19 protein-coding genes are annotated in these 20,523 nt (G+C 64.6%); 5 read left to right on the top strand and 14 right to left on the bottom strand.

Features of this window, described 5'->3' with window-relative positions; all coding sequences use genetic code 11:
- Nucleotides 1-81 precede the first annotated feature (81 nt).
- From P8Q88_RS06495 to P8Q88_RS06505, 3 genes are all read right to left on the bottom strand, one after another.
- Nucleotides 82-2,106: a ribonucleoside-diphosphate reductase subunit alpha gene (locus tag P8Q88_RS06495; RefSeq protein WP_278323034.1), complete on the bottom strand. Its 2,025-nt coding sequence runs from the start codon at nt 2,104-2,106 to the stop codon at nt 82-84.
- A gap of 599 nt (nt 2,107-2,705) precedes the next feature.
- Nucleotides 2,706-3,203 (bottom strand): energy transducer TonB family protein, encoded by a 498-nt coding sequence (locus P8Q88_RS06500; protein ID WP_278323035.1) that lies wholly within the window; start codon nt 3,201-3,203, stop codon nt 2,706-2,708.
- 309 nt (nt 3,204-3,512) lie between these two features.
- Nucleotides 3,513-4,403 (bottom strand): alpha/beta fold hydrolase, encoded by an 891-nt coding sequence (locus tag P8Q88_RS06505; protein WP_278323036.1) that lies wholly within the window; start codon nt 4,401-4,403, stop codon nt 3,513-3,515.
- 197 nt (nt 4,404-4,600) lie between these two features.
- Here P8Q88_RS06505 and P8Q88_RS06510 point away from each other — a divergent pair, with 197 nt between their 5' ends.
- Nucleotides 4,601-4,930, top strand: coding sequence for a PilZ domain-containing protein (locus P8Q88_RS06510; RefSeq protein ID WP_278323037.1), 330 nt, complete (start codon nt 4,601-4,603; stop codon nt 4,928-4,930).
- Between the two features lie 78 nt (nt 4,931-5,008).
- Here P8Q88_RS06510 and P8Q88_RS06515 read toward each other — a convergent pair whose 3' ends face one another.
- Both P8Q88_RS06515 and nadB read right to left on the bottom strand, forming a co-directional pair.
- A complete protein-coding gene (locus tag P8Q88_RS06515; protein WP_278323038.1) occupies nt 5,009-5,503 on the bottom strand; it encodes a hypothetical protein in 495 nt (164 codons plus the stop codon).
- A gap of 231 nt (nt 5,504-5,734) precedes the next feature.
- Nucleotides 5,735-7,318: an L-aspartate oxidase gene (nadB, locus tag P8Q88_RS06520; protein ID WP_278323039.1), complete on the bottom strand. Its 1,584-nt coding sequence runs from the start codon at nt 7,316-7,318 to the stop codon at nt 5,735-5,737.
- Nucleotides 7,319-7,458: 140 nt separating this feature from the next.
- Here nadB and P8Q88_RS06525 point away from each other — a divergent pair, with 140 nt between their 5' ends.
- The gene (locus P8Q88_RS06525; protein ID WP_278323040.1) at nt 7,459-7,647 is read left to right on the top strand and encodes a hypothetical protein; all 189 of its coding nucleotides are present in this window, start codon (nt 7,459-7,461) and stop codon (nt 7,645-7,647) included.
- 5 nt (nt 7,648-7,652) lie between these two features.
- Here the strand turns inward: P8Q88_RS06525 and P8Q88_RS06530 are convergent, their stop codons facing one another.
- Nucleotides 7,653-8,591 carry an ABC transporter ATP-binding protein gene (locus P8Q88_RS06530; RefSeq protein ID WP_278323041.1) on the bottom strand — a complete coding sequence of 313 codons (939 nt, stop codon included), beginning with the start codon at nt 8,589-8,591 and terminating at the stop codon, nt 7,653-7,655.
- Between the two features lie 53 nt (nt 8,592-8,644).
- Here P8Q88_RS06530 and P8Q88_RS06535 point away from each other — a divergent pair, with 53 nt between their 5' ends.
- The 3 genes from P8Q88_RS06535 (at nt 8,645) to P8Q88_RS06545 (ending at nt 10,890) form a co-directional block, all read left to right on the top strand.
- Nucleotides 8,645-8,905 carry a zinc-finger domain-containing protein gene (locus P8Q88_RS06535; protein ID WP_278323042.1) on the top strand — a complete coding sequence of 87 codons (261 nt, stop codon included), beginning with the start codon at nt 8,645-8,647 and terminating at the stop codon, nt 8,903-8,905.
- A gap of 54 nt (nt 8,906-8,959) precedes the next feature.
- A complete protein-coding gene (tldD, locus tag P8Q88_RS06540; protein WP_278323043.1) occupies nt 8,960-10,387 on the top strand; it encodes a metalloprotease TldD in 1,428 nt (475 codons plus the stop codon).
- A gap of 71 nt (nt 10,388-10,458) precedes the next feature.
- The gene (locus P8Q88_RS06545; protein WP_278323044.1) at nt 10,459-10,890 is read left to right on the top strand and encodes a hypothetical protein; all 432 of its coding nucleotides are present in this window, start codon (nt 10,459-10,461) and stop codon (nt 10,888-10,890) included.
- On the opposite strand, the gene P8Q88_RS06550 is transcribed toward P8Q88_RS06545, so the two are convergent.
- From P8Q88_RS06550 to P8Q88_RS06585, 8 genes are all read right to left on the bottom strand, one after another.
- Nucleotides 10,860-11,552 carry an endonuclease III domain-containing protein gene (locus P8Q88_RS06550; RefSeq protein ID WP_278323045.1) on the bottom strand — a complete coding sequence of 231 codons (693 nt, stop codon included), beginning with the start codon at nt 11,550-11,552 and terminating at the stop codon, nt 10,860-10,862. The genes P8Q88_RS06545 and P8Q88_RS06550 overlap by 31 nt on opposite strands.
- The gene (locus tag P8Q88_RS06555; protein ID WP_278323046.1) at nt 11,549-12,694 is read right to left on the bottom strand and encodes an alkene reductase; all 1,146 of its coding nucleotides are present in this window, start codon (nt 12,692-12,694) and stop codon (nt 11,549-11,551) included. The genes P8Q88_RS06550 and P8Q88_RS06555 overlap by 4 nt, the downstream gene beginning before the upstream one ends.
- Before the next feature lie 80 nt (nt 12,695-12,774).
- Nucleotides 12,775-14,145: an NRAMP family divalent metal transporter gene (locus P8Q88_RS06560; protein ID WP_278323047.1), complete on the bottom strand. Its 1,371-nt coding sequence runs from the start codon at nt 14,143-14,145 to the stop codon at nt 12,775-12,777.
- Complete coding sequence (locus P8Q88_RS06565; protein ID WP_278323048.1) at nt 14,138-14,848, bottom strand: endonuclease III domain-containing protein; 711 nt, start codon at nt 14,846-14,848, stop codon at nt 14,138-14,140. The genes P8Q88_RS06560 and P8Q88_RS06565 overlap by 8 nt, the downstream gene beginning before the upstream one ends.
- A 1-nt stretch (nt 14,849) precedes the next feature.
- Nucleotides 14,850-16,424: a glutamine-hydrolyzing GMP synthase gene (guaA, locus tag P8Q88_RS06570; RefSeq protein ID WP_278323049.1), complete on the bottom strand. Its 1,575-nt coding sequence runs from the start codon at nt 16,422-16,424 to the stop codon at nt 14,850-14,852.
- A gap of 382 nt (nt 16,425-16,806) precedes the next feature.
- The gene (locus P8Q88_RS06575; RefSeq protein ID WP_278323050.1) at nt 16,807-18,363 is read right to left on the bottom strand and encodes a class I adenylate-forming enzyme family protein; all 1,557 of its coding nucleotides are present in this window, start codon (nt 18,361-18,363) and stop codon (nt 16,807-16,809) included.
- Nucleotides 18,364-18,396: 33 nt separating this feature from the next.
- Complete coding sequence (locus P8Q88_RS06580; RefSeq protein WP_278323051.1) at nt 18,397-19,101, bottom strand: ZIP family metal transporter; 705 nt, start codon at nt 19,099-19,101, stop codon at nt 18,397-18,399.
- Nucleotides 19,095-20,480 (bottom strand): L-serine ammonia-lyase, encoded by a 1,386-nt coding sequence (locus tag P8Q88_RS06585; protein WP_278323052.1) that lies wholly within the window; start codon nt 20,478-20,480, stop codon nt 19,095-19,097. Before P8Q88_RS06585 ends, P8Q88_RS06580 begins: the two co-directional genes overlap by 7 nt.
- Nucleotides 20,481-20,523: the final 43 nt, after the last annotated feature.

Here is a 20,523-nt window from a genome sequence, read left to right on the forward strand (position 1 = left end):
TGAATCAAATGGACCCAGCGGCCTCAGCCACCGGGTCCATTCGTAAGTTACTCGTCTTCGCCGGGCATCGCTGCCACCTGGCTACTGGCAGGCGAGGCATTCCTCGTAATCGGTCTGCTCGCCGCCGGCGGCCAGTTCGTATTTCGCAGCGTCGGCGGTGTTGTCCGCCTCTACGCCGCCCGCGAAACCGGCGCGCTGCACGCTCTTGCTGCGCAGGTAGTAGAGCGACTTGATGCCCTTTTCCCACGCCTGGAAGTGCAGCATCATCAGGTCCCATTTGTCGACATCGGCGGGGATGAACAGGTTCAGCGACTGGGCCTGGTCGATGTAGGGCGCGCGGTCGGCGGCGAATTCGAGCAGCCAGCGCTGGTCGATCTCGAAGCTCGTCTTGAACGCGGCCTTTTCCTCAGCGCTAAGGAAATCGAGGTGCTGGACGCTGCCGCCCTTCTCGAGGATCGAGTTCCACACCGCGGTCGAGTTCTTCGACTTCTTGTCGAGGATCTTTTCCAGGTACGGGTTCTTCACCACGAAGCTGCCCGACAGGGTCTTGTGCGTGTAGATATTCGCCGGGATCGGCTCGATACAGGCGCTGGTGCCACCGCAGATGATGCTGATCGAGGCGGTCGGCGCGATCGCCATCTTGCAGCTGAAGCGCTCCATCGCCCCCATCTCTTCCGCATCGGGACAAGCGCCGCGTTCCTGCGCGAGAACCAGCGAAGCCTCTTCGGCCTTGCCGCTGATGTGCTTGAACATCTTCAGGTTCCAGACCTTGGCCATCGGGCTCTCGAAACCGATGCCCTTGGACTGGAGGAAGGAGTGGAAGCCCATCACGCCCATGCCGACGCTGCGTTCACGCATCGCCGAGTACTTCGCGCGGGCCATCTCGTCCGGCGCGCGGTCGATATAGTCCTGCAGCACGTTGTCGAGGAAACGCATCACGTCCTCGATGAAGGTCTTGTCCTCGTTCCACTCGTCCCATTTTTCCAGGTTGAGCGAGGAGAGGCAGCACACCGCCGTACGGTCGTTGCCGAGATGGTCGATGCCGGTCGGCAGGGTGATTTCCGCGCACAGGTTCGAGGTCGAAACCTTGAGGCCGAGTTCGCGGTGATGCTTGGGCATCATGCGGTTCACGGTGTCGGAGAAGACGATGTAGGGCTCGCCCGTCGCGAGGCGGGTTTCGACCAGCTTCTGGAACAGCGAGCGCGCATCCACGGTCTTGCGGACGCTGCCGTCGCGCGGGGAGACGAGGTCGAATTCCTCGCCATTGCGCACGGCTTCCATGAAGGCATCGGTGACCAGCACGCCGTGGTGCAGGTTCAGCGCCTTGCGGTTGAAGTCGCCCGATGGCTTACGGATTTCGAGGAACTCCTCGATCTCCGGGTGCGAGACGTCGATGTAGCAGGCGGCCGAACCGCGCCGCAACGAACCCTGCGAGATGGCGAGCGTCAGGCTGTCCATCACGCGCACGAAAGGAATGATGCCGCTGGTCTTGCCGTTCAGGCCGACCGGCTCGCCGATGCCGCGGACATTGCCCCAATAGGTGCCAATGCCGCCGCCCTTGGAAGCGAGCCACACATTCTCGTTCCAGGTATTCACGATCCCGTCGAGGCTGTCCGACACCGAGTTGAGATAGCAGGAAATCGGCAGGCCGCGCGTCGTGCCGCCGTTCGACAGCACCGGCGTTGCCGGCATGAACCAGAGGCGGCTGATATAGTCGTAGAGGCGCTGGGCATGCTCGGCATCGTCGGCGAAATAGTCCGCCACGCGGGCGAACAGGTCCTGGTACTTCTCGCCGGGAAGCAGGTAGCGATCGGTCAGCGTTTCCTTGCCGAATTCGGTCAGGAGGGCATCGCGGCTCTCGTCGATCTGCACGTCGAAGCGGCGATCGAGGACCTTCTTGGAATCCTCCTTCTGGGTGGCGGCCTTCATCGCGCCTGCCAGCGCTTCGCCAGCGGCGGCGCTGACCAGTGCATCGCTACCCGTATCGCCCTTGTCCATGCTGACCGCTTTCTCTGTCTTGCTGTCCTGCGTGGCAGGTTCCTCGGTGGTGTCCTGCACGTCCAGGTCGAGATCCATCGCCACGTCATCCCCGCTCTTGAAGTCCATAGTTTGCCCCGCCGTTCCTTCGCGTCTCGAACCCCCACAACACAGTGCAGGCGTTCCTTATGTGTTCGAGTCGGCGCGTTGGTCACACGCCTACCAGCTTGCGGGCTGCCGCGGGTGAAAACTTATCCCCTTTTTCCCCACAGCCCGGCCCGAATAACGGCGCCCGTCCAATATGGGAGCGAGCGCCGAAATAGCTAGGTCTTGTGGGTACCCCCAGGCAACCGACCACTAGATACTGAATCAGCGCGGACTCGGGCGCAAGAGGCTGAATGAAGATTTAATGCCGTTCGCATCGCGCCAGCCGGGGTGTCTTATGGTGCTGCAACGCAGCGACGCGTGGTCAAAGCTGGCTTCGCGCGGCGCGCAAGCCGGAAAACGCAATCGTGAAAAAAATTATGCGGGCAAAAATGATCGGCCAGCCTTGCGGCTCATTCGAATCCGGGGGCGCAATTTTGGAATCCGATCTGATGCGCGCTTAGCGAACGCGGACCCCGTCGAAACGGGATCCGCTTGTCGTGACATTTCGGTGCGACCCCGACGCGGGACGGAATTCCCGCAGACGAACACCGCCCCGCGCCGAGACCTTTCCGGTCACCGGATCAGGAAGCGGGACGCGGCTCCGCATTCAGCGCCAGCACGGCCCGCTCGCGCGGGGAGGACGCGATGCGCCTCGCCTCGTCACGCGCCACCTTGCGCTGGAGCCGTTCGGCATGGGCGTCACTGTTGGCGAAGATGATATTCGCCTGGATCACCTGGCCTTCCGCCACCCCCAGGGGCAGGGGTGCAAGGGTGGTGAGGCGTGCCACGGCCCGACGACCGGCCCGGTCGATGCGAGTCGAGCCCGACTTGCGATAGGTGACGATATTGTCGGGCCGCCCATCCGCGCCTGCCGTGAACCGCACGCTCGTAGCTCCTGAATTCGCCCAGGGGGAGAAGAACTGGAGCCGGTTGAGCTGGTTGTTGAGATCGTCCTGCACATTCGAGACGAACACCGCATGCGATCTGGGAGACACGATGATCTCCTGCGATGCCAGCGGGGTTGCGAGAATGGAGGCCGTGACGGCGATGGAAATCGCGAGAGTAACAAGCTTATTCATGGGATCATCCTTTCGTTCAAAGAGGATGATCGGCCGCAGAGGGTATCACACAGACGTGCGACGGTATCATTGTAATTGCGATATCGGTCTATGGTCGATCAGCGTCGGAGGCTTCTGCGGACGCGCTCGACTGACATGGAAATTACGCCTTTGTGACAGCGTGTCAAATCGGGACTCCGAAGGTGTCGCGTTCTTCCAATCGCGCTGTTTTGCGATTTCGACCGCGTAGCAATCGTGCGTGCCGCGCCAATTTCCGGTCGCCATCGCAACACGAAAGGACGCGACTCGCAGCCGGTTGCCGGTGATGGATCAGCCGCGGTTCGCTCCCGCGTGCGCGGCGATGGCGCCAGCCACCTCGTCGACCAGTTCGAGAGGCAGATCGTGACCCCAGCCGGGAATCGTCTTCAGTTGCGCGCCGGGAATGGCGGCTGCGGTATCGCGCCCGCCCTCGACCGGGACCAGCGGATCGTCTTCGCCATGCAGAACCAGCGTGGGCACGCTCACATCCTTCAGCATGGCGCGACGATCACCATCGGCCACGATGGCCGACAGGTGGCGGGTCGGCCCTTCGGGATAGATGCTGCGGCGAACGCTGGCGCGCGCCCGGTCGCGCAGCCGGTCCTCGGGCGAGGGATAGCCGGGTGAGCCGATGGTGCGCGCGAGCATGACGCCGTGGTCGACCAGAGCCTCTTCCTCCATGCTCTTGGGGCGGGTGACGAGCGCCTTGAGCGCTTCGGGCTTCGCCGCGGGCAGTTTCGGATTGCCCGTCGTCGAGAAGATCGAGGTAAGCGACTTGCACCGCGCCGAGTGCCGCGCGGCCACGTGCTGGGCGATCATGCCGCCCATGCTGGCGCCGACGATGTGTGCCGCATCGATGTCGAGTGCATCGAGAAGGCCGACGCCATCATCCGCCATGTCGGCCAGAGTATAGGGCACCTTCGGCGTGATACCGAGCTTGCTCAGGATCGTCATCTTGACGAGGCCCGGAGCTTTCACGCCATCGAACTTGTGGCTGAGGCCGATATCGCGATTGTCGTAGCGGATGACGCGAAACCCGTGACCCGCCAGTGCCTCGACCAGTTCGTCGGGCCAAAGCGTCAATTGCGCGCCGAACCCCATGATCAGCAACATCGGGTCCGCCCCCGGATCGCCGTGCTCTTCGTAGTGTAGTTCGATTCCATTCGCCTGCGCTTTGGGCACCCGTCTCTCCGTTCGATCAAGAATATTGCCGAACCCGCAATTCAGGGCATCGGCGGCCGTTTGTCCACCGGCAATGCACGCGCGATTATGGTTATAAAATCCTTACCGAATGCTGCGCATTTGTCGCAACCATACAAGCCATCGGTTCGCGCATCGTCCAAAGGCCATGCGTGAGCCGCGATCCGGGATGGGTATCTATGGACCGCAGGAAAGAGTTCCGCATTGTCACGCGCGAGGATGTTCGTGCCACGATCGCCGGCGTCGATGGCCAGTTCCGCCTGCGCAACCTGTCGCAATCGGGCTGCCTGATCGAAGGATCATCGATCCCGGCGGACATCGGCATACCGATCAAAATCGTGCTGTCCGCAGACCTGTCGGTCGACGGGCAGATCGCCTGGCAATTGGGCGACAGCATGGGGATTTTTTTCGACAGCCCTATCGCGCTGGAGGTCGTCCGCAGCTTCGCGCTCGATGACTGGCCGACGCGTACCGACTGGAACTACGCGCGGATCGCGCGCGAAACATAGACCGCCTGCCAATATGCGACGAGCCGCAAGCAAAGCCGCGGCTCGTCACTAGTTGGGGCGGATCGCGCCGGTAAGCGCTCAACCGCCAAGCATGATCACATCCGGTGCGCCATTGGCGGCAATCCGCGCCTGATCGACACGATCGAGCTCGGCCTTGAGTTCGGCCTTCTCGCGATCGTTGCGCGCGAAGATGAGATTGGCCTGATACACGGCGGCCCGCGCATCGGGCAGCGGCGCTTCGTCAAAACCGCGCAGGCTGCGCACAGCAAAGCGCGATGCATAGGCGGCGCGTCGTGCGCCCGAATGATGCAGCGTCTGCAGGTTGGTGGGCTTGCCCTCCTCGTCCAGAGTGAAACGGATCTGCACGATCGCGGTCATCGGACCTTGGTTGCGAAACCCGTCGGAGCGAATGAGCTTGCGATCGAGTTGCGCGTTCATGTCGGCTTTCCACTCGTTCAGCGACTGGGTCGGCGAGCGGACGACGATATCCTGCTCGCCCCCGGCGGATACCGGAACGGCGAGGGCCGCGGCGCTGGCGGTGGCGGCAAGGGCGAAAGTCAGTAGGGTCTTCATCGGATCATCCTCCATCGAAATTTGCGGGATGATCGGCCATGTCTGGACCGTAAGCCGAGCACAGTCCCAATAGCTCGTGCAAAGGCTTGATGGTCGATCGGAGCCGGCCACATGGGGGTAGGACCGGCTCCACGAACCAGACAGCAGATACGTAATATATTTACAAATGGTGCTCTACAGGCGACCGATTATTATCTATCGGCTACATGCGTCATCGACGAAAGGCGATGATCACGGCACGAGGACCGTATCCCGGGCCACCGATGCGGTTTCGGGATAGTCGAGAATGAAATGCAGTCCCCGGCTCTCGTGTCGGCGCAGCGCGCTCTTCACGATCAGCGAGGCGCATTCGAGCAGGTTGCGCAGTTCGATCAGGTCGGTGGTGACGCGGAAACTGCCGTAGTAATCCTCAACCTCCTGACGCAGCATCTCGATCCGGTTGGCCGCGCGCTCCAGCCGCTTGGTGGTGCGCACGATCCCGACATAGTTCCACATGAACCGTCGGATTTCCGTCCAGTTCTGCTTGATCACGACCTCCTCGTCGGAATCGGTCACGCGACTTTCGTCCCACGGGAGGATTTCCGGCGGCTCGTCCAGCCTGTCCCAGCATTCGAGGATATCCTTCGCCGCTGCTTCGCCGAACACGAAGCATTCGAGCAACGAATTGGAAGCCAGGCGGTTCGCACCATGAAGGCCACTCTCGGTACACTCGCCCGCCGCCCACAGGCCTGGCAGGTCAGTCTTCGCATCGAGCCCGATCTTCACGCCGCCGCAGGTATAGTGTTGCGCCGGCACGACCGGGATGGGTTCCTTCGTCATGTCGATGCCGAGCCCGAGCAGCTTCTCATGGATCGTCGGGAAATGCTCGGTCACGAATTCGGGCGGCTGGTGGCTGATGTCGAGGTGGACATAGTCGAGGCCATGGCGCTTGATCTGGTCGTCGTTCGCGCGGGCCACGATATCGCGCGGGGCAAGTTCCATGCGTTGCGGGTCGTACTTATCCATGTACCGCTCCCCGGTCTGCGGGTTGAGCAGGTGCCCGCCTTCGCCGCGCACGGCCTCGGTAATGAGGAAGTTCTTGACCTCGAGATTGTAGAGGCAGGTCGGGTGGAACTGCATCATTTCCATGTTGGAGACCCGGGCACCGGCACGCCAAGCCATCGCGATGCCGTCTCCTGTCGCCCCGCGCGGCGCGGTGGAGAAGAGATAGACGCGGCCCGCACCGCCCGCCGCCAGTACAGTGGCGCGCGCGACATGGCTGACCACCTTGCCGCTCGCCTCGTCCAGCGCATAAGCGCCCCAGACGCGGCCCGAGCCGGAATAATCCTGCTGGTTGCGCCCGGTAATGAGGTCGATGCAGCTCTGTCCGGGAAGAAGAGTGATATTCGAATTCTCTTCCGCTGCCTTCAGCAGGGCGGCCTGCACCGCCCAGCCCGTTGCATCGTTCACATGCACGATCCGGCGGTGGGAATGACCGCCCTCTCGCGTGAGATGCAGGTCGCCCTCGTCGCGGTTGAACGGCACGCCCAGTTCGCACAACCGGTCGATCGCAGCCGGCGCGCGCTCGATGACGTACTCAACGGTCTCGCGGTCGTTGAGGCCCGCGCCCGCGACCATCGTATCGCGAATATGGTCCTCGAACGTGTCGCCTGCATCCAGCACGGCAGCGATCCCGCCCTGCGCCCAGGCGGTCGACCCGCTGCGCAGGTCGCCCTTGGCCAGGACGAGCACCTTCTTGTGCTCGGCGAGCGCAAGGGCGGCAGTCAGGCCGGCAGCACCGCTACCGATGACGAGGACGTCGTGCATATGGGTCATGCGCAACCCCATGCCGCTGCAATCGCCACGCGGCAAGCCAGCAACGGTTCGGCGCAGCGCCGCTGCATGCCAGGTGGAAGATGGTTAATGGCCGAATCGACAGGGGATCAAAAAGAACGGGACTGGAGGGTCGCACATCAATGAGTTTCAACCATATCGCCTGCGCGTTCGGAAAGCATAAGGTCGACCGCGAGGGCATCAAGCGCGCCGGTGGCCAGCAATTCGGTCGTTGCCGCACGTGCAAGACACCGCTCGAAGAAACCGAGCCGCACCACTGGGCCGCCCTGCGGGTCAAGGATGCCGGGCTGGGACGCCAGGCCATCTATTAAAAGCGTCAGCCGGGGCCGGTCAGCTGGACGAACACGTCTTCCAGATCGGCTTCGCGCGTTGTCACATCCTCGATCGAATAGCCGTGCGATTGCACGATCGACAGTACCTGCCCGGCGCTCGCCTTGTCGCGGTCGTAGGTGATCTCGAGCTTGCGCGGCTCGATCACCTCGGCACGCACGAAAGCTTCTTCCATGATCGGCCCGCCAAGGTCCTTGTCGACCGTGACGGTGACGATCTTCTCGCGGGCCATGCCGATAAGCTCGCCGGTAGGCTTGTCGGCGATCAGCTCGCCATGGTCGATGATCGCGATCCGGTCGCACAATTGCTCGGCTTCTTCGAGATAGTGCGTGGTCAGGACCACGGTAACGCCCTCGCGGTTGAGATCGGTGACCAGTTCCCACAATTGGCGGCGCAATTCGACGTCGACCCCGGCGGTCGGTTCGTCCAGCACCAGGATCGGGGGTGAATGAACCATCGCCTTGGCGATCAGGAGCCGACGCTTCATGCCACCCGACAGGGTACGCGCATAGGCATCGCGCTTGTCCCACAACCGCACCGCCTTGAGCAGCTCTTCGCTCCGTCGCTCCGCCTTGGGAATGCCGTAGAAACCGCCCTGATTCTCCAGCACCTCGAAGGGCGTGAAGAAGGGATCGAAGACGATTTCCTGCGGCACGATCCCGATGCTCCGCTTGGCGTTGCGCGGATTGTCGGTGATGTCGAAGCCCCAGATCTCCGCGCTTCCGCTGGTCTTGGTAACGAGCCCGGCCAGGATGTTGATCAGCGTCGATTTGCCGGCGCCATTGGGGCCGAGCAGGCCGAAGATCCCCCCCTGCGGCACATCAACACTCACGCCCTTCAGCGCCAGCTTCGGCGGCTCTCCCGGTCCCGGCGGAGCGTATTCCTTGACCAGATTGTCGATGCGGATGGCAGGCGGTGTGACCATGCCGCTCACCTAGGCTCTTGAGCGCCCCGGTCAAACCCATTATCGGCGCTGGCATGAGCCTGCCTCCTCCCGAGATTTCCAAGGTCACCACGCGACGCGTGTGGTGCGACGGCGCGACCGACATTCGCAGTGGCGAGAATTACAAGCCGATCGCCCTCGGTCATCCCAAGGTGTGGCTCGAGATCGACGAGCACGGCTATGTCGATTGCGGTTATTGCGACCGGCGCTTCGTGCTCGAAGGCGGGCCGGCCGACGGGGTCGACCAGTCGACGCTGATGGATATTTCCGAAGGTGCCGATCCCGGCCATCGCTGACGGCGACACCAAGCCCCCTCGCGCATCCGCCCCGCATACCCTACGTTGGCGGGCATGACCGACGCGACCGATCCCCACGCCCTGCTCTACAACCAGCTCGATCCCGCCGATGCGCAGGCGCTGACCGCCCGCTTGCTGGCCCCGTGCGACGACGGCGAGCTCTACCTGCAGTTCATGGCGAGCGAGACCTTCGCCTTCGACGACGGGCGCCTCAAGGTCGCCGATTATTCGCGTGATTCGGGTTTCGGCCTGCGCGGTGTGTCGGGCGAGACGACCGGCTTCGCCCATGCCAACGAGATCAGCGCGGCGGCCATTTCGCGCGCCGGCGAAACCCTCCAGCTGCTCGACGCGACCAAGGCGCCGCACTCAGCAGCGCCGGAGCGGACCAATCGTCATCTATACACCGATGCCAGCCCGCTTGACCTCGTGCCCTTCGCGGAGAAGGTCGCGCTGCTGGAGAAGATCGATGCCGTTGCGCGGGCGAAGGATCCGCGCGTCGCGCAGGTCAGCGTGAGTCTGGCCGCGAGCTGGAGCGCGATCGACATCATTCGTGCCGATGGCTTCACCGCGCGGGACATCCGCCCGCTTGTTCGGCTCAACATTTCTGTCGTCGCGGAACAGAACGGGCGCCGCGAGACCGGCAGCTTCGGCTTCGGCGGACGTTACCTCTACGACCGGCTTTTCGATGAGGGACAATGGATGCGCGGCGTCGACGAAGCAGTGCGCCAGGCGCTGGTCAATCTGGAAAGCGTCGAGGCCCCCGCTGGCGAGACTACCGTCCTGCTAGGCCCGGGCTGGCCCGGCGTGCTGCTGCACGAGGCGGTGGGCCATGGGCTTGAAGGCGATTTCAATCGCAAGGGCACCAGCGCCTTTTCCGGACGTATAGGCGAACGCGTGGCCGCGCCGGGAGTGACCGTGATCGACGATGGCAGCATCGCCGAACGTCGCGGCTCGCTGACCATCGACGACGAGGGCACGCCGACGCGCGAGACCGTGCTGATCGAGGACGGTATCCTCAAAGGTTACATGCAGGACCGCCTCAATGCCCGGCTGATGGGCGTGGAAGCGACCGGCAATGGCCGCCGCGAAAGCTATCAGCACGCACCCATGCCGCGCATGACCAACACCTTCATGCAGAGCGGCGAGGACGATCCCGCCGAGCTGCTCGCCCGGGTCGACGACGGTATCTACGCCACCAGCTTCGGCGGCGGGCAGGTCGATATCGTCAGCGGCAAGTTCGTCTTCGCCTGTACCGAGGCCTACAAGGTCGAGAAGGGCAAGATCGTCGCGCCGATCAAGGGCGCAACGCTGATCGGCGATGGGCCGAGCGTGCTGACCCGGGTGACCGGCATCGGCAATGACATGGCCCTCGACGAAGGCATCGGCATGTGCGGCAAGGGTGGACAGGGCGTGCCGGCCGGCGTGGGCCAGCCGACCCTGCTGATCGCTGGCTTGACCGTGGGCGGTACCGCGCAGGGCTGACGCGGCAGCGTGAACTCATCGCAGGTTCAGGCGTTTTAGCGTATATACCGCACGTCTGAAGGAGACTCGCGATGATGAAGACGATCCTTGGCGCCACCTGCGCTGCCACCGCTGCTCTCGGCCTGCTTGCAATGCCGGCCAGTGCGGACGACCACACCGACGCCGAAATGACCAAGGGCGAAGCCAAGCTCGCCAAAATGCTCGAAGGGCGCGTTGCGGGCGAGCCCGAGCGCTGCATCCGCACGATCGGCAGCCGCAACCTTCAGCAGATCGACGACACGGCCCTGGTGTACAAGCAGGGGCGCACGATCTGGGTGAACTACACGCGTTCGCCCGAGTCGATCGATTCGGATGACATCATGGTCATCAGGCGGTTCGACGGCACCAGCCTGTGTCGCACCGACCAGATCACCACGGTGGAGCGCTTCGGCGGCTTCTTTTCCGGCGTGATCTTCCTCGACGACTTCGTCCCCTATCGCCTCCCGGAAGACGCCGAAGGCTGACCTTCGCCCGCCTGGTAGGCAAGGCAAAGATCCGCTACCGGGCAAGTCGGGCATTTGGGTGCGCGCGCGGTGCAGATGCGCTTGCCAAATTGAATCAACCAGAAATGTCCGTCACGCAGCGCCCATCGGGGTGACCGCTCCTCGAGTTGCGCGGCCGTCTTGTCGGCCGTTTTCGCATCGGTAAGCCCGATGCGGTTGCACACGCGGTGCACATGCGTGTCGACTGCGATCACGTCCCTACCAAAGGTAAAGCTCAAGACGATGTCGGCGCATTTGCGGCCGATCCCGGGCAGTGCCAGCAGGCCGTCCCTCGTGTCGGGGACCACCCCATCGTGCCGCTCCAGCAGGGTTGCACAAAAGGCGCGAATATTGCGCGCCTTCATGTTGTAGAGCCCGCACGGACGGATAGCCCCGGCAATGACCTGTTCGTCCAGCGCCAGCATCGCGCGGGGCGTGGTGGCGAGTGCGAAGACCTGGCGCGCGGCCTTCGCCGTATTGCGGTCGAGCGACTGCGCCGACAGCATGCAGGACACGCACGACCGGAATGCATCGGGCTGGCCCTTGGGACCTTTCGCTGTGCGGGTTCGGCCGGGCATTGCCTCCGCCAGCCGGCGAAAGACCTCCTCGACCTGAGCGCGCGAAAGGACGCGGGCCGCGTTCATGCGGGCAGCGGGTCCTCCACTTTTTCGAGGCTCGGATAATCGGTGTATCCTTCGGCGCCGCCGCCGTAGAACGTGTCCTCGTCGGGATCGTTGTAAGGCCCGGACTGGGCGATGCGCGTAGGCAGGTCCGGATTGGCCAGGAACAGCCGACCGAAGGTCACGGCATCGGCATGGCCCTCGGCAACCCATTGCGCCGCCTCGTCGGGCTCGAAATTGCCATTGGCGATGAAGCAGCCGTCGAAGGCTTCGCGCATCGCCTTTACGATCTTCACCCCCTCATCCTTGTCGCCGCCACCGGTGTGGGAGTTGGGCCGGATGACGTGGAGATAGGCAAGACCCTTGCCGGACAGCGCCCTGGCTGCAGCCGGATAGGTTTCGCCCGGGTTCGCATCCTCGGTGCCGCCCGGCCCGCCCTTCGGCGAAAGGCGCACGCCGACACGCTCTGCGGGCAGCACCTCGCACACGGCATCTACCACTTCGCGCATCAGGCGCAGGCGGTTATCGAGGCTGCCGCCATAATCGTCGGTCCGGTCATTGGTTTCGGACCGGATGAACTGGTCGATAAGGTAATTATTGGCGCAGTGCACCTCGACCCCGTCGAAACCGGCTTCCGCGGCGCAGCGGGCAGCGTGGCGGTAATCCTCGATCAGGCGCGGTATCTCGTCGGTGCGCAGCGCCCTCGCCTCTTGAAACGCTACCTGCGGGCCATCGTCGAGCCGGTCGCCCACGAAGGCCTTGCCTTCGGGTGTCCAGGCACTGGCAGACACGGGCTGACCGCCATCGGGCTGGAACACGGGATGGCTTATCGCACCGACATGCCACAGCTGGCAGAAGATCCGCCCGCCCGCATTGTGCACGGCGTCGGTGACCGGCTTCCAGCTTTCCACCTGCGCGTCGGTATGGATACCCGGTGTCCAGGCATAGCCTTGTCCCTCCTGACTGATCTGGGTGGCTTCGGACACGATCAGCCCGGCCCCGGCGCGTTGGGCATAATAGAGCGCGTGGAGCCCGGTCTGTTCGCCGGTCTTCGCCTCCGATCGGCTCCGCGTCAGGGGCGCCATGAAGATGCGGTTGGGCGCTTCGAATGCGCCAACCTTCACGTTCGAGAACAAGGCTGCGTGGTCGGGGGAATGGTCGGTCATGCGGCAGGGCTCCGTAACTGGCGTTCGCTATTGAACCCGTTGCGCGGCGAACCCGTTCCGCGATCCGTCGCGCAGGGCGGCTAATTCGCCGGACGCGCGCCCCTTGCCCGGATGGTGGCGGCACCGAGGACGAGGCCCACCATCGCGAACACCGCCAGCAGTCCATTGGCGGCCGGAAGTTCATAGCCGAAGGCCGCGCTGCCGGCACGGACCATAGCCAGCAAGCCAAGCATCGTCGCCACCGCCACGATGAGGACGCCCGCCAGATTACCGCGCCAGCCGTTGGCGTGGCGGCCCAGCAGCTCACGGTCGTTCATGGCCGCGAGCAAAAACACCGCGACCAGCGGCAGCAGCGCGCCGTTGAACGCCTGCGCCGCGATGATGGCGGGTCCCGGGCGAACATCCGCCAGGCCGAGTGCGACACCGATGGCCAGAATGCCGCCCCATACGCTGCGAAAGCGCCAGCCCGCAGGGTCCCACTCCTGTCCGCCGGATGTGCCGAACAATCCGCGCGCCGTGAAGGCGGCAGCCAGTGGGGCGGTAATGGCGGAGGAAAGCCCTGCGGCGAAGAGCCCGATGGCGAGCCCGGTTCTGGCCCATCCGCCCAGGCGTGTGGCCAGCGCGTCGGCCAGCACTTCGAAGTCGAAGCCGCCTGCAAGGACGGTGCCCACGACGAGAATGGCCGCCGTGATGATCGCCCCCAGCCCGACTGCGACCGCAAGGCCGAGCCGCATCTCGCCAAGCCCCTGACCGCTGGCAAGCGCCGATCCAAGAAACAGATTGTAGGGCACCACTGTGGTCCCGACGAGCGCCAGTACCGCCAGCAGCCCCGCATCAACGCCGAGCAATGCCCCCCGTGGGACCAGCCCGCGCGCCAGCTCGGCAAAACCGGGTGCGAGGCTGGCGGCGACCAGCAGGAATCCTGCCCCCATCACCGCTACAAACAGCGCCATCGCCTGCGCCACCTGTCGCGGGGACCCGGCGAACAGCAGCGCAGCGGCGATACCGCCCAGCGCGATCGTCAGCGCGGCGCGCGGCACTTCCAGCGCGAGCATGGCGCCCGCCACCCCACCGAGGATATTGCCCGCTTCATAGGCCGCGCAGCCCAGCAGGATCGCCCCGCCGACGAGCGCCAGCAGCGCGATCCGTCCGACACCTTGTGGATAGCGCTGGCGCAACACGCTTGCGAGATCGGTGCCCGAAACAATGGCGAGGCGCCCTGCGAATTCCTGCAGCGTGAAGGTGGCAATGCCCGAGAACAGGATGGCCCACAGGATCGCCGTGCCCCAATCGGCACCCGCACTGGCCGCGGAAGTCACCGTTCCCGGGCCGATAAAGGCCGCCGCGATTGCGGACCACAGGACGATCGAGCCGATGCGTTTCATGGCTTGCGTGTGTGCCGCGCCGTTGCCACGCGTGCAATCGACCCGGCGCGCGTTTTGCTCAGCCACCGACCCGCCGCTGTCCCGTGGCGCACATAGCCAGTGCCGGACAGGCGCCGCATTGCGGCTCGCGCGGGCGGCACCAGGTCTGGCCAAGCTTCTTCATCAGGAGATGATGTTCGTCATAATCCGCCGCGCTCCAGTCAGGCGGCATGGCCGGCATGATTGCGTCGAAGGCGCGCGCCGTGTCGGCCTTGGCGGGAACCAGCCCCATGCGCTGAAGGATGCGGCGGTGATGCGAATCGAGGACGATCGCCCGCCGGTCGAGCGTGCTGGCATTCATCACCCCAGCGGCGATCTTCCGGCCGATGCCCGGCAGTTGCTCGAGCCATTCCATCGCCTCGCCGGTTTCCATTGTGGCGAGGTGCGAAAGATCGACCGAACCGCGCAGTTCGACCAGCGCCGTCAGGCTTGCCTTCAGCCGCTCGGCAGCGATGTTGGGATAGGTCTGCGTGGACAGTTCGTCCTGCAATTCCTCGATCGGCGCAGCGGCCACACGCTCCCATGCGCAATAGCGCTTGAGCAGCCGATCGGTCGCCGCATTGGACACTTCGGACCTGGTTCGCGCGCCGATCACCCCCTGCGCTAGCACCCATTCGGGCTCGCGCCACTCGGCCGCCGCGCGCTCGATCCGGCCGAACCGCTGGACCAGCAATGCCTGCAAGCGCTGCAGTGTTTCGCGGCGCGGATCGCTACCTAGGTCGAGCTCCAACTCACTCCCACTCGATCGTGCCGGGCGGCTTGCTGGTGTAATCGTACACCACGCGATTGATGCCCTGTACCTCGTTGACGATGCGCGTGGCGACTCCGGTGAGGAAGGCCGCGTCGAAGGGATAGACATCGGCGGTCATGCCGTCGGTGCTGGTGACGGCGCGCAGGCCGCAGACGCTGTCGTAGGTGCGATAGTCGCCCATCACGCCCACGGTCTTGACCGGCAGCAGCACAGCGAAGGCCTGCCAGATCGCATCGTAGAGGCCCGCCTTGCGGATCTCGTCGAGGTAGATCGCATCGGCCTTGCGCAGGATGTCGCAGCGTTCCTTGGTGACCTCGCCCGGGATGCGGATCGCAAGACCTGGTCCGGGGAAGGGATGGCGGCCGACGAACATGTCGGGCAGGCCCAGCTCGCGGCCCAGTTCGCGCACCTCGTCCTTGAACAATTCGCGCAAGGGCTCGACCAGCTGCATGTTCATGCGTTCAGGCAGGCCGCCGACATTGTGGTGGCTCTTGATGGTGACCGAGGGCCCGCCGGTGAAGCTGACGCTCTCGATGACATCGGGATAGAGCGTGCCCTGCGCGAGGAAATCCGCTCCGCCGACAGCTTTCGCCTCGGCTTCGAATACGTCGATGAAGGTCTTGCCGATGAACTTGCGCTTGGCCTCGGGATCGGTGACGCCTTCGAGGCCGCTCATGAACATGTCCTCCGCGTCCACCACCACCAGCGGGATGTTGTAATGGTCGCGGAACATCGTCTCGACCTGCTCGCGCTCGTTGAGGCGCAGGAGGCCATGGTCGACGAAGACGCAGGTCAGCTTGTCGCCGATCGCCTCGTGGATGAGGATCGCGGCGACCGAGCTGTCGACGCCGCCCGACAGGCCGCAGATGACCTTGCCGTCACCCACCTGCTCGCGGATCTCGCGCACCTTGGTTTCGCGATAGGCGGCCATGGTCCATTCGCCCGCAAGCCCGCATACATGGCGTACGAAATTGGCGATGAGCTTGCCGCCGTCGGGCGTGTGGACCACTTCGGGGTGGAACTGCGTGCCGTAGAATTTACGCTCCTCGTCGGCGATCACCGCGAAGGGCGCGCCGTCGGAAATCGCGACGATTTCGAAGCCGGGTGCGAACTTGGTGACCTTGTCGCCGTGGCTCATCCACACCTGGTGGCGCTCGCCGACCTGCCACAACCCGTCGAACAGGGCGCAATCCTTGGTAACAGTCAGAAAGGCGCGGCCGAATTCGCCGCCTTCGCCGGTTTCGTGACCGGGGCGAACCTCGCCGCCGAGCTGGTGGCTCATCACCTGCTGGCCATAGCAAATGCCGAGGATCGGGATGCCCGCCTCGAACAGCATTTCGGGCGCCCGCGGGCTGCCATCTTCCGGCACGCCGGCGGGCGAACCCGACAGGATGACGCCCTTCGGCTTGAGGCGGTGAAACGCCTCCTCCGCCTGCGAGAACGGAGCGATTTCGGAATAGACCCCCGCCTCGCGCACGCGGCGCGCGATGAGCTGGGTGACCTGACTGCCGAAGTCGACGATGAGGATGGAATCGGGAAGGTGGGCGTCGTCCATCCGACGCGGTTAGAAGGGGCTTTGCGGCAAGTCCATAGAGCGCAGAGGCTCGCGCAGAATGACTTGCACAAAACGCAATCGACCTGCGCCTTTTCTCACTTTTGTTCACAAAGTTGGAATATTATTACAGGCTCACATTCGCAAGCAAGACCGCTTCTCCCGAGGTGGCGTGCGTGTGAAACCAAGACAGCCGGACCCGCGCCCTTACCCCCTACGCGCCTGTCCGGACTGGCCTTCCTTGACCCTGCGGCCCGGCACTTCCGGCCCCGCCGCCCGGCCAAGGCGATATGGCAGCGAGTAGAGACGCGGCTGCCGGTTCCTCCTCTCCCCTCCCCCAATGAACCGGCACCGCGTCTCGAATCGCGGCAGCCGGGCGGGGCGTTCAGCCGGGCAAGCCGCGCCGCCGGGCCTCGTCACGCAAATCCGTCTTCAGCAATTTGCCGATATGGCTGCGCGGCATGTCGTCGATCGCGTGGAGCTGCGCCAGTCGCTGCGTCTTGCCGAGGCGCGCATTGACTGCCTCCCGGATCTGCTCAGGCGCACGCGCATCCGGCGCCAGCGTCACGAACCCAACCGGTGTTTCACCCCAGCGCTCCGACGGCACGCCGATCACAGCCGCTTCGACCACGTCTTCCTCTTTGAGGAGTTCGCCTTCGAGATCGACCGGAAAGATATTGAAGCCCCCGGAAATGATCATGTCTTTCGCCCGGCCGACCAGCTCGACGAAACCGTCGGTATCGACGCGCCCGATATCGCCCATGCGCTGCCACACCTCGCCCGTTTCGGGATCGGTCCAGTAGCCCTCGCGCGTCTTGTCGGGCTGGTTCTTGTAGCCGCTCATCATGGTCTGGCTGCGACCGATGAGGTTGCCGGGCGTGCCGGGAGCAACGGGGCGGTCATCGTCGTCGAGCACCTTCAGCTCGCTGCCCGGGGCCGGCCGGCCGACGGTATGAAGCTTGTCTGGGAATTTGTGCGCTTCGAGCAGGCAGACGACCCCGCCTTCGGTCATCGAATAGATCTCGATCAGCGCACCCGGCATGCGGTCCAGCACTTCGCGCTTGAGCTCGGCGGAAAAGGGCGCGGACGTGCAATATTTCAATTGCAGCGCCGAGAGGTCGAAATCGTCGAAATGCCGCTCGCGCATCAGCCGCTGGTACTGGACCGGAACGAGCATGGTGACGGTGGTCCGGTCAGCCTGGGCATATTCAAGCCATTTCGTGGTCGCGAACTTGCCCATCACCCGCACCGTGCCACCCGCCAGCAGCGGCGGGAGGAAGGCCACCATGGTGGTGTTGGAATAAAGCGGCGTCGATGCAAGCGTGCGCACCGGCAGGCCGTTCTCGATCCAGCTTGCCGCCGTCGTCGCAAATTGCCGCCAGCGCATCTGGTGCGAATGGACGATCCCCTTCGGCACGCCGGTGGTGCCGGAGGAATAGATGATATTGAACGGGTCGCCGGGCTCCGGCTCGAACGCAGGGGCAGTCGCCCCCTCTTCGGCCATCCAGCCGTCGAGCTCCTCGTCGAGCACGATGCGGGCCATGCCGGGGAAGCAGTCTTCCCCGAGCTCGTTTAGCTTTGCGCGGTCGATGAAGATGTGCTTCGCCCCCGAATCGCACGCCATTCCGGCGAGCTGGTCGGGGCTGGCGCTGGTCGTAAGCGGCGCGGCCACCCCGCACGCACGCACGGCGGCCAGAAATACCAGCGCATAGGGAATGGACGAATAGCCGAGAAGGGCAACCGACTGGCCCGGCTCCAGCCCGTCCTCCGCCAGTCGCGCGGCAATCCGCTCGACCCGATGGCCGAGTTCCGCCCAGGTCAGCTCGCCGTCATCGTCACGCATGGCGACCGCATCGCCCAGTCGTGCGGCATTATCGGCGATGATCTGCGGAAAGTTGCCGAAAGGTTCGGCGAGCCTGGCGGCGATGTCGGTTTCTCCCATGCGCCGCACTCTGACTTCGTAGCCGCGACCTGTCTAGCCGCCCAGATTGTGCAGCAGCAACGCAAGCAGCAGGCCGACGGCGGTCGCGAAGCCGGCCCAGTGCGGCGCCTGCCTGTGCGCCTGCGGCATGATCTCGGTCGTCAGGCTGGCCGTCACCGCGCCTGCCGCCACGCAGCTGATGAAGGCGAGCAGATCGTCGGTGAGGCCGGCGAGCGCGACATTTCCAATCAGCGCACATGCCGACAGCACTGCGGCAGTCGCAGCCCAGAGGGCGAGGATCTTGCCCTTCGAGAAGCGGTTGCCCTCGCGCATTGACCGCGCACCACTGGCGGCCTCGGGCAGGTTCGACAGCAGGATCGATCCGGCGAGTGCCGCAACTTCGGGCGCCCCGGCACCGATCAGAGCGACACCGAGCGCGAGATTTTCAGGTATACCGTCGAGCGTGATTGCGGCGAGCATCCCTCCGCCGCTATCCGAGCCCCATTTTTCATCGATCAGATAATCGACGACCGCGAAGAGCCCCGCCCCGGCGAGCACGCCCAACACCGCAGTCGTCAGGGAACTCTTCTCGATCGCGGGCTGCACGAGCTCCAGCACCAGCGACAGCAGCAGCGCGCCGCCAGCGACTGCGACGACCACGCCTTCGACTCGCGGACGCAGCTTGCCATAGAGACCCCACAGGGCGCCCGCGATCAGTGCCCCGGAAACCACCGTCACGACTGCGAGGACGGTCAGCATTCAATCACATTGACTGCGAGGCCGCCTTGCGAGGTTTCCTTGTACTTGCTGCTCATGTCGAGCCCTGTCTGGCGCATGGTTTCGATCACCTGGTCGAGGCTGACGAAGCTTTCCGCGCCGGTCCGGTGCAGGGCCAGCCGCGCAGCGTTGACCGCCTTGACCGCGCCGATGGCATTGCGCTCGATACAGGGCACCTGCACCAGCCCGCCGACCGGGTCGCACGTGAGGCCGAGATTGTGCTCCATCCCGATTTCCGCCGCCGAGGCGATCTGCACCGGCGTCGCGCCCCAAAGCGCGGCAAGGCCACCGGCTGCCATCGAGCAGGCCACCCCGACTTCGCCCTGGCAGCCCATCTCCGCGCCCGAGATGCTTGCGCGCTGCTTGTATAGCAGGCCGATGGCACCTGCCGTCAGAAGAAACGTCCGCTTGCTATCGCGGCAGGGGGTTTCGTCGGCGGTCACACAGTAGAAGCGGATGACCGCGGGGATAATGCCGGCCGCGCCATTGGTTGGTGCGGTAACGACGCGGCCGCCTGCGGCATTTTCCTCGTTCACTGCCATCGCATAGCAATTGAGCCAGTCGAACAATTGCTCGCGCTCGTTCGATTGCGGGTTGGCGGACAGCTTGTCCCACAGATCGGGCGCGCGGCGCTGGACCTTGAGGCCGCCCGGCAGCACGCCGCGCTGGGTCAGGCCGCGGTCGATGCACTGATCCATCGCCTGCGCGATCTGATCGATCCCCTCGAGCGTCTTCGCCCGGGATCGAAAAGCGTCCTCGTTCGCGAGGATCAGTTCGGCGATCGACAGCCCGGTCGTTTGGCAGGCGGCCAACAATTCCTCCGCCGATCCGAAATCGTGCGGCACCGGCGTGCCCGTATTGACCCGGTCGCCCTTTGGCTTGCATTTCAATTGCGCTTCCGAGGCCACGAAGCCCCCGCCGGTCGAGAAATAGGTGCGCTGGGTTAGAAGCACGCCTTCGCTGTCGAAAGCGGACAGCATCATGCCGTTCGGGTGCAAATCAGGGATGATATGGCCGGCGAGATCGATGTCCTGCGCCGGATCGAAGGCCACCTCGCGACGACCGGCGAGGGACAGGCGCTTGTCGGCGCGCACCTTCGCCAGCGCGGCGGCAGCGTCCTCGGGACAGGTTGCATCGGGCGCGAAGCCCATCAGCCCCAGCATCGTGGCGTCGATGGTGCCATGCCCCACACCCGTCAAAGCCAGCGACCCCTGGAGTTCCACCGCAACACGCGCCGCTGCATCGAGCTTGCCCGCCTTGGACAGCGCGAGGACGAAGGTCCGCGCGATCCGCATCGGTCCGACCGTGTGCGAGGACGAGGGGCCGATCCCGATCCGGAAGATGTCGAGCACCGAGAGCATGGCTTCCGAATGCGCCTCCGGCTGCGCAAAATCAACCGGTTGC

The sequence above is a fragment of the Qipengyuania marincola genome (genome assembly GCF_029688625.1).
Classification (GTDB): Bacteria; Pseudomonadota; Alphaproteobacteria; order Sphingomonadales; family Sphingomonadaceae; genus Qipengyuania.

Excerpts from the sequence above, each read along its gene's own strand:
- P8Q88_RS06530 (WP_278323041.1), bottom strand. The coding sequence starts at position 8,591 with ATGGTCACACCGCCTGCCATCCGCATCGACAATCTGGTCAAGGAATAC.
- P8Q88_RS06500 (WP_278323035.1), bottom strand. The coding sequence starts at position 3,203 with ATGAATAAGCTTGTTACTCTCGCGATTTCCATCGCCGTCACGGCCTCC.
- P8Q88_RS06545 (WP_278323044.1), top strand. The coding sequence starts at position 10,459 with ATGATGAAGACGATCCTTGGCGCCACCTGCGCTGCCACCGCTGCTCTC.
- P8Q88_RS06585 (WP_278323052.1), bottom strand. The coding sequence starts at position 20,480 with ATGCTCTCGGTGCTCGACATCTTCCGGATCGGGATCGGCCCCTCGTCC.
- P8Q88_RS06525 (WP_278323040.1), top strand. The coding sequence starts at position 7,459 with ATGAGTTTCAACCATATCGCCTGCGCGTTCGGAAAGCATAAGGTCGAC.
- P8Q88_RS06550 (WP_278323045.1), bottom strand. The coding sequence starts at position 11,552 with ATGAACGCGGCCCGCGTCCTTTCGCGCGCTCAGGTCGAGGAGGTCTTT.
- nadB (WP_278323039.1), bottom strand. The coding sequence starts at position 7,318 with ATGACCCATATGCACGACGTCCTCGTCATCGGTAGCGGTGCTGCCGGC.
- tldD (WP_278323043.1), top strand. The coding sequence starts at position 8,960 with ATGACCGACGCGACCGATCCCCACGCCCTGCTCTACAACCAGCTCGAT.
- P8Q88_RS06535 (WP_278323042.1), top strand. The coding sequence starts at position 8,645 with ATGAGCCTGCCTCCTCCCGAGATTTCCAAGGTCACCACGCGACGCGTG.
- P8Q88_RS06510 (WP_278323037.1), top strand. The coding sequence starts at position 4,601 with ATGGACCGCAGGAAAGAGTTCCGCATTGTCACGCGCGAGGATGTTCGT.
- P8Q88_RS06495 (WP_278323034.1), bottom strand. The coding sequence starts at position 2,106 with ATGGACTTCAAGAGCGGGGATGACGTGGCGATGGATCTCGACCTGGAC.
- P8Q88_RS06515 (WP_278323038.1), bottom strand. The coding sequence starts at position 5,503 with ATGAAGACCCTACTGACTTTCGCCCTTGCCGCCACCGCCAGCGCCGCG.
- P8Q88_RS06580 (WP_278323051.1), bottom strand. The coding sequence starts at position 19,101 with ATGCTGACCGTCCTCGCAGTCGTGACGGTGGTTTCCGGGGCACTGATC.
- P8Q88_RS06555 (WP_278323046.1), bottom strand. The coding sequence starts at position 12,694 with ATGACCGACCATTCCCCCGACCACGCAGCCTTGTTCTCGAACGTGAAG.
- guaA (WP_278323049.1), bottom strand. The coding sequence starts at position 16,424 with ATGGACGACGCCCACCTTCCCGATTCCATCCTCATCGTCGACTTCGGC.
- P8Q88_RS06575 (WP_278323050.1), bottom strand. The coding sequence starts at position 18,363 with ATGGGAGAAACCGACATCGCCGCCAGGCTCGCCGAACCTTTCGGCAAC.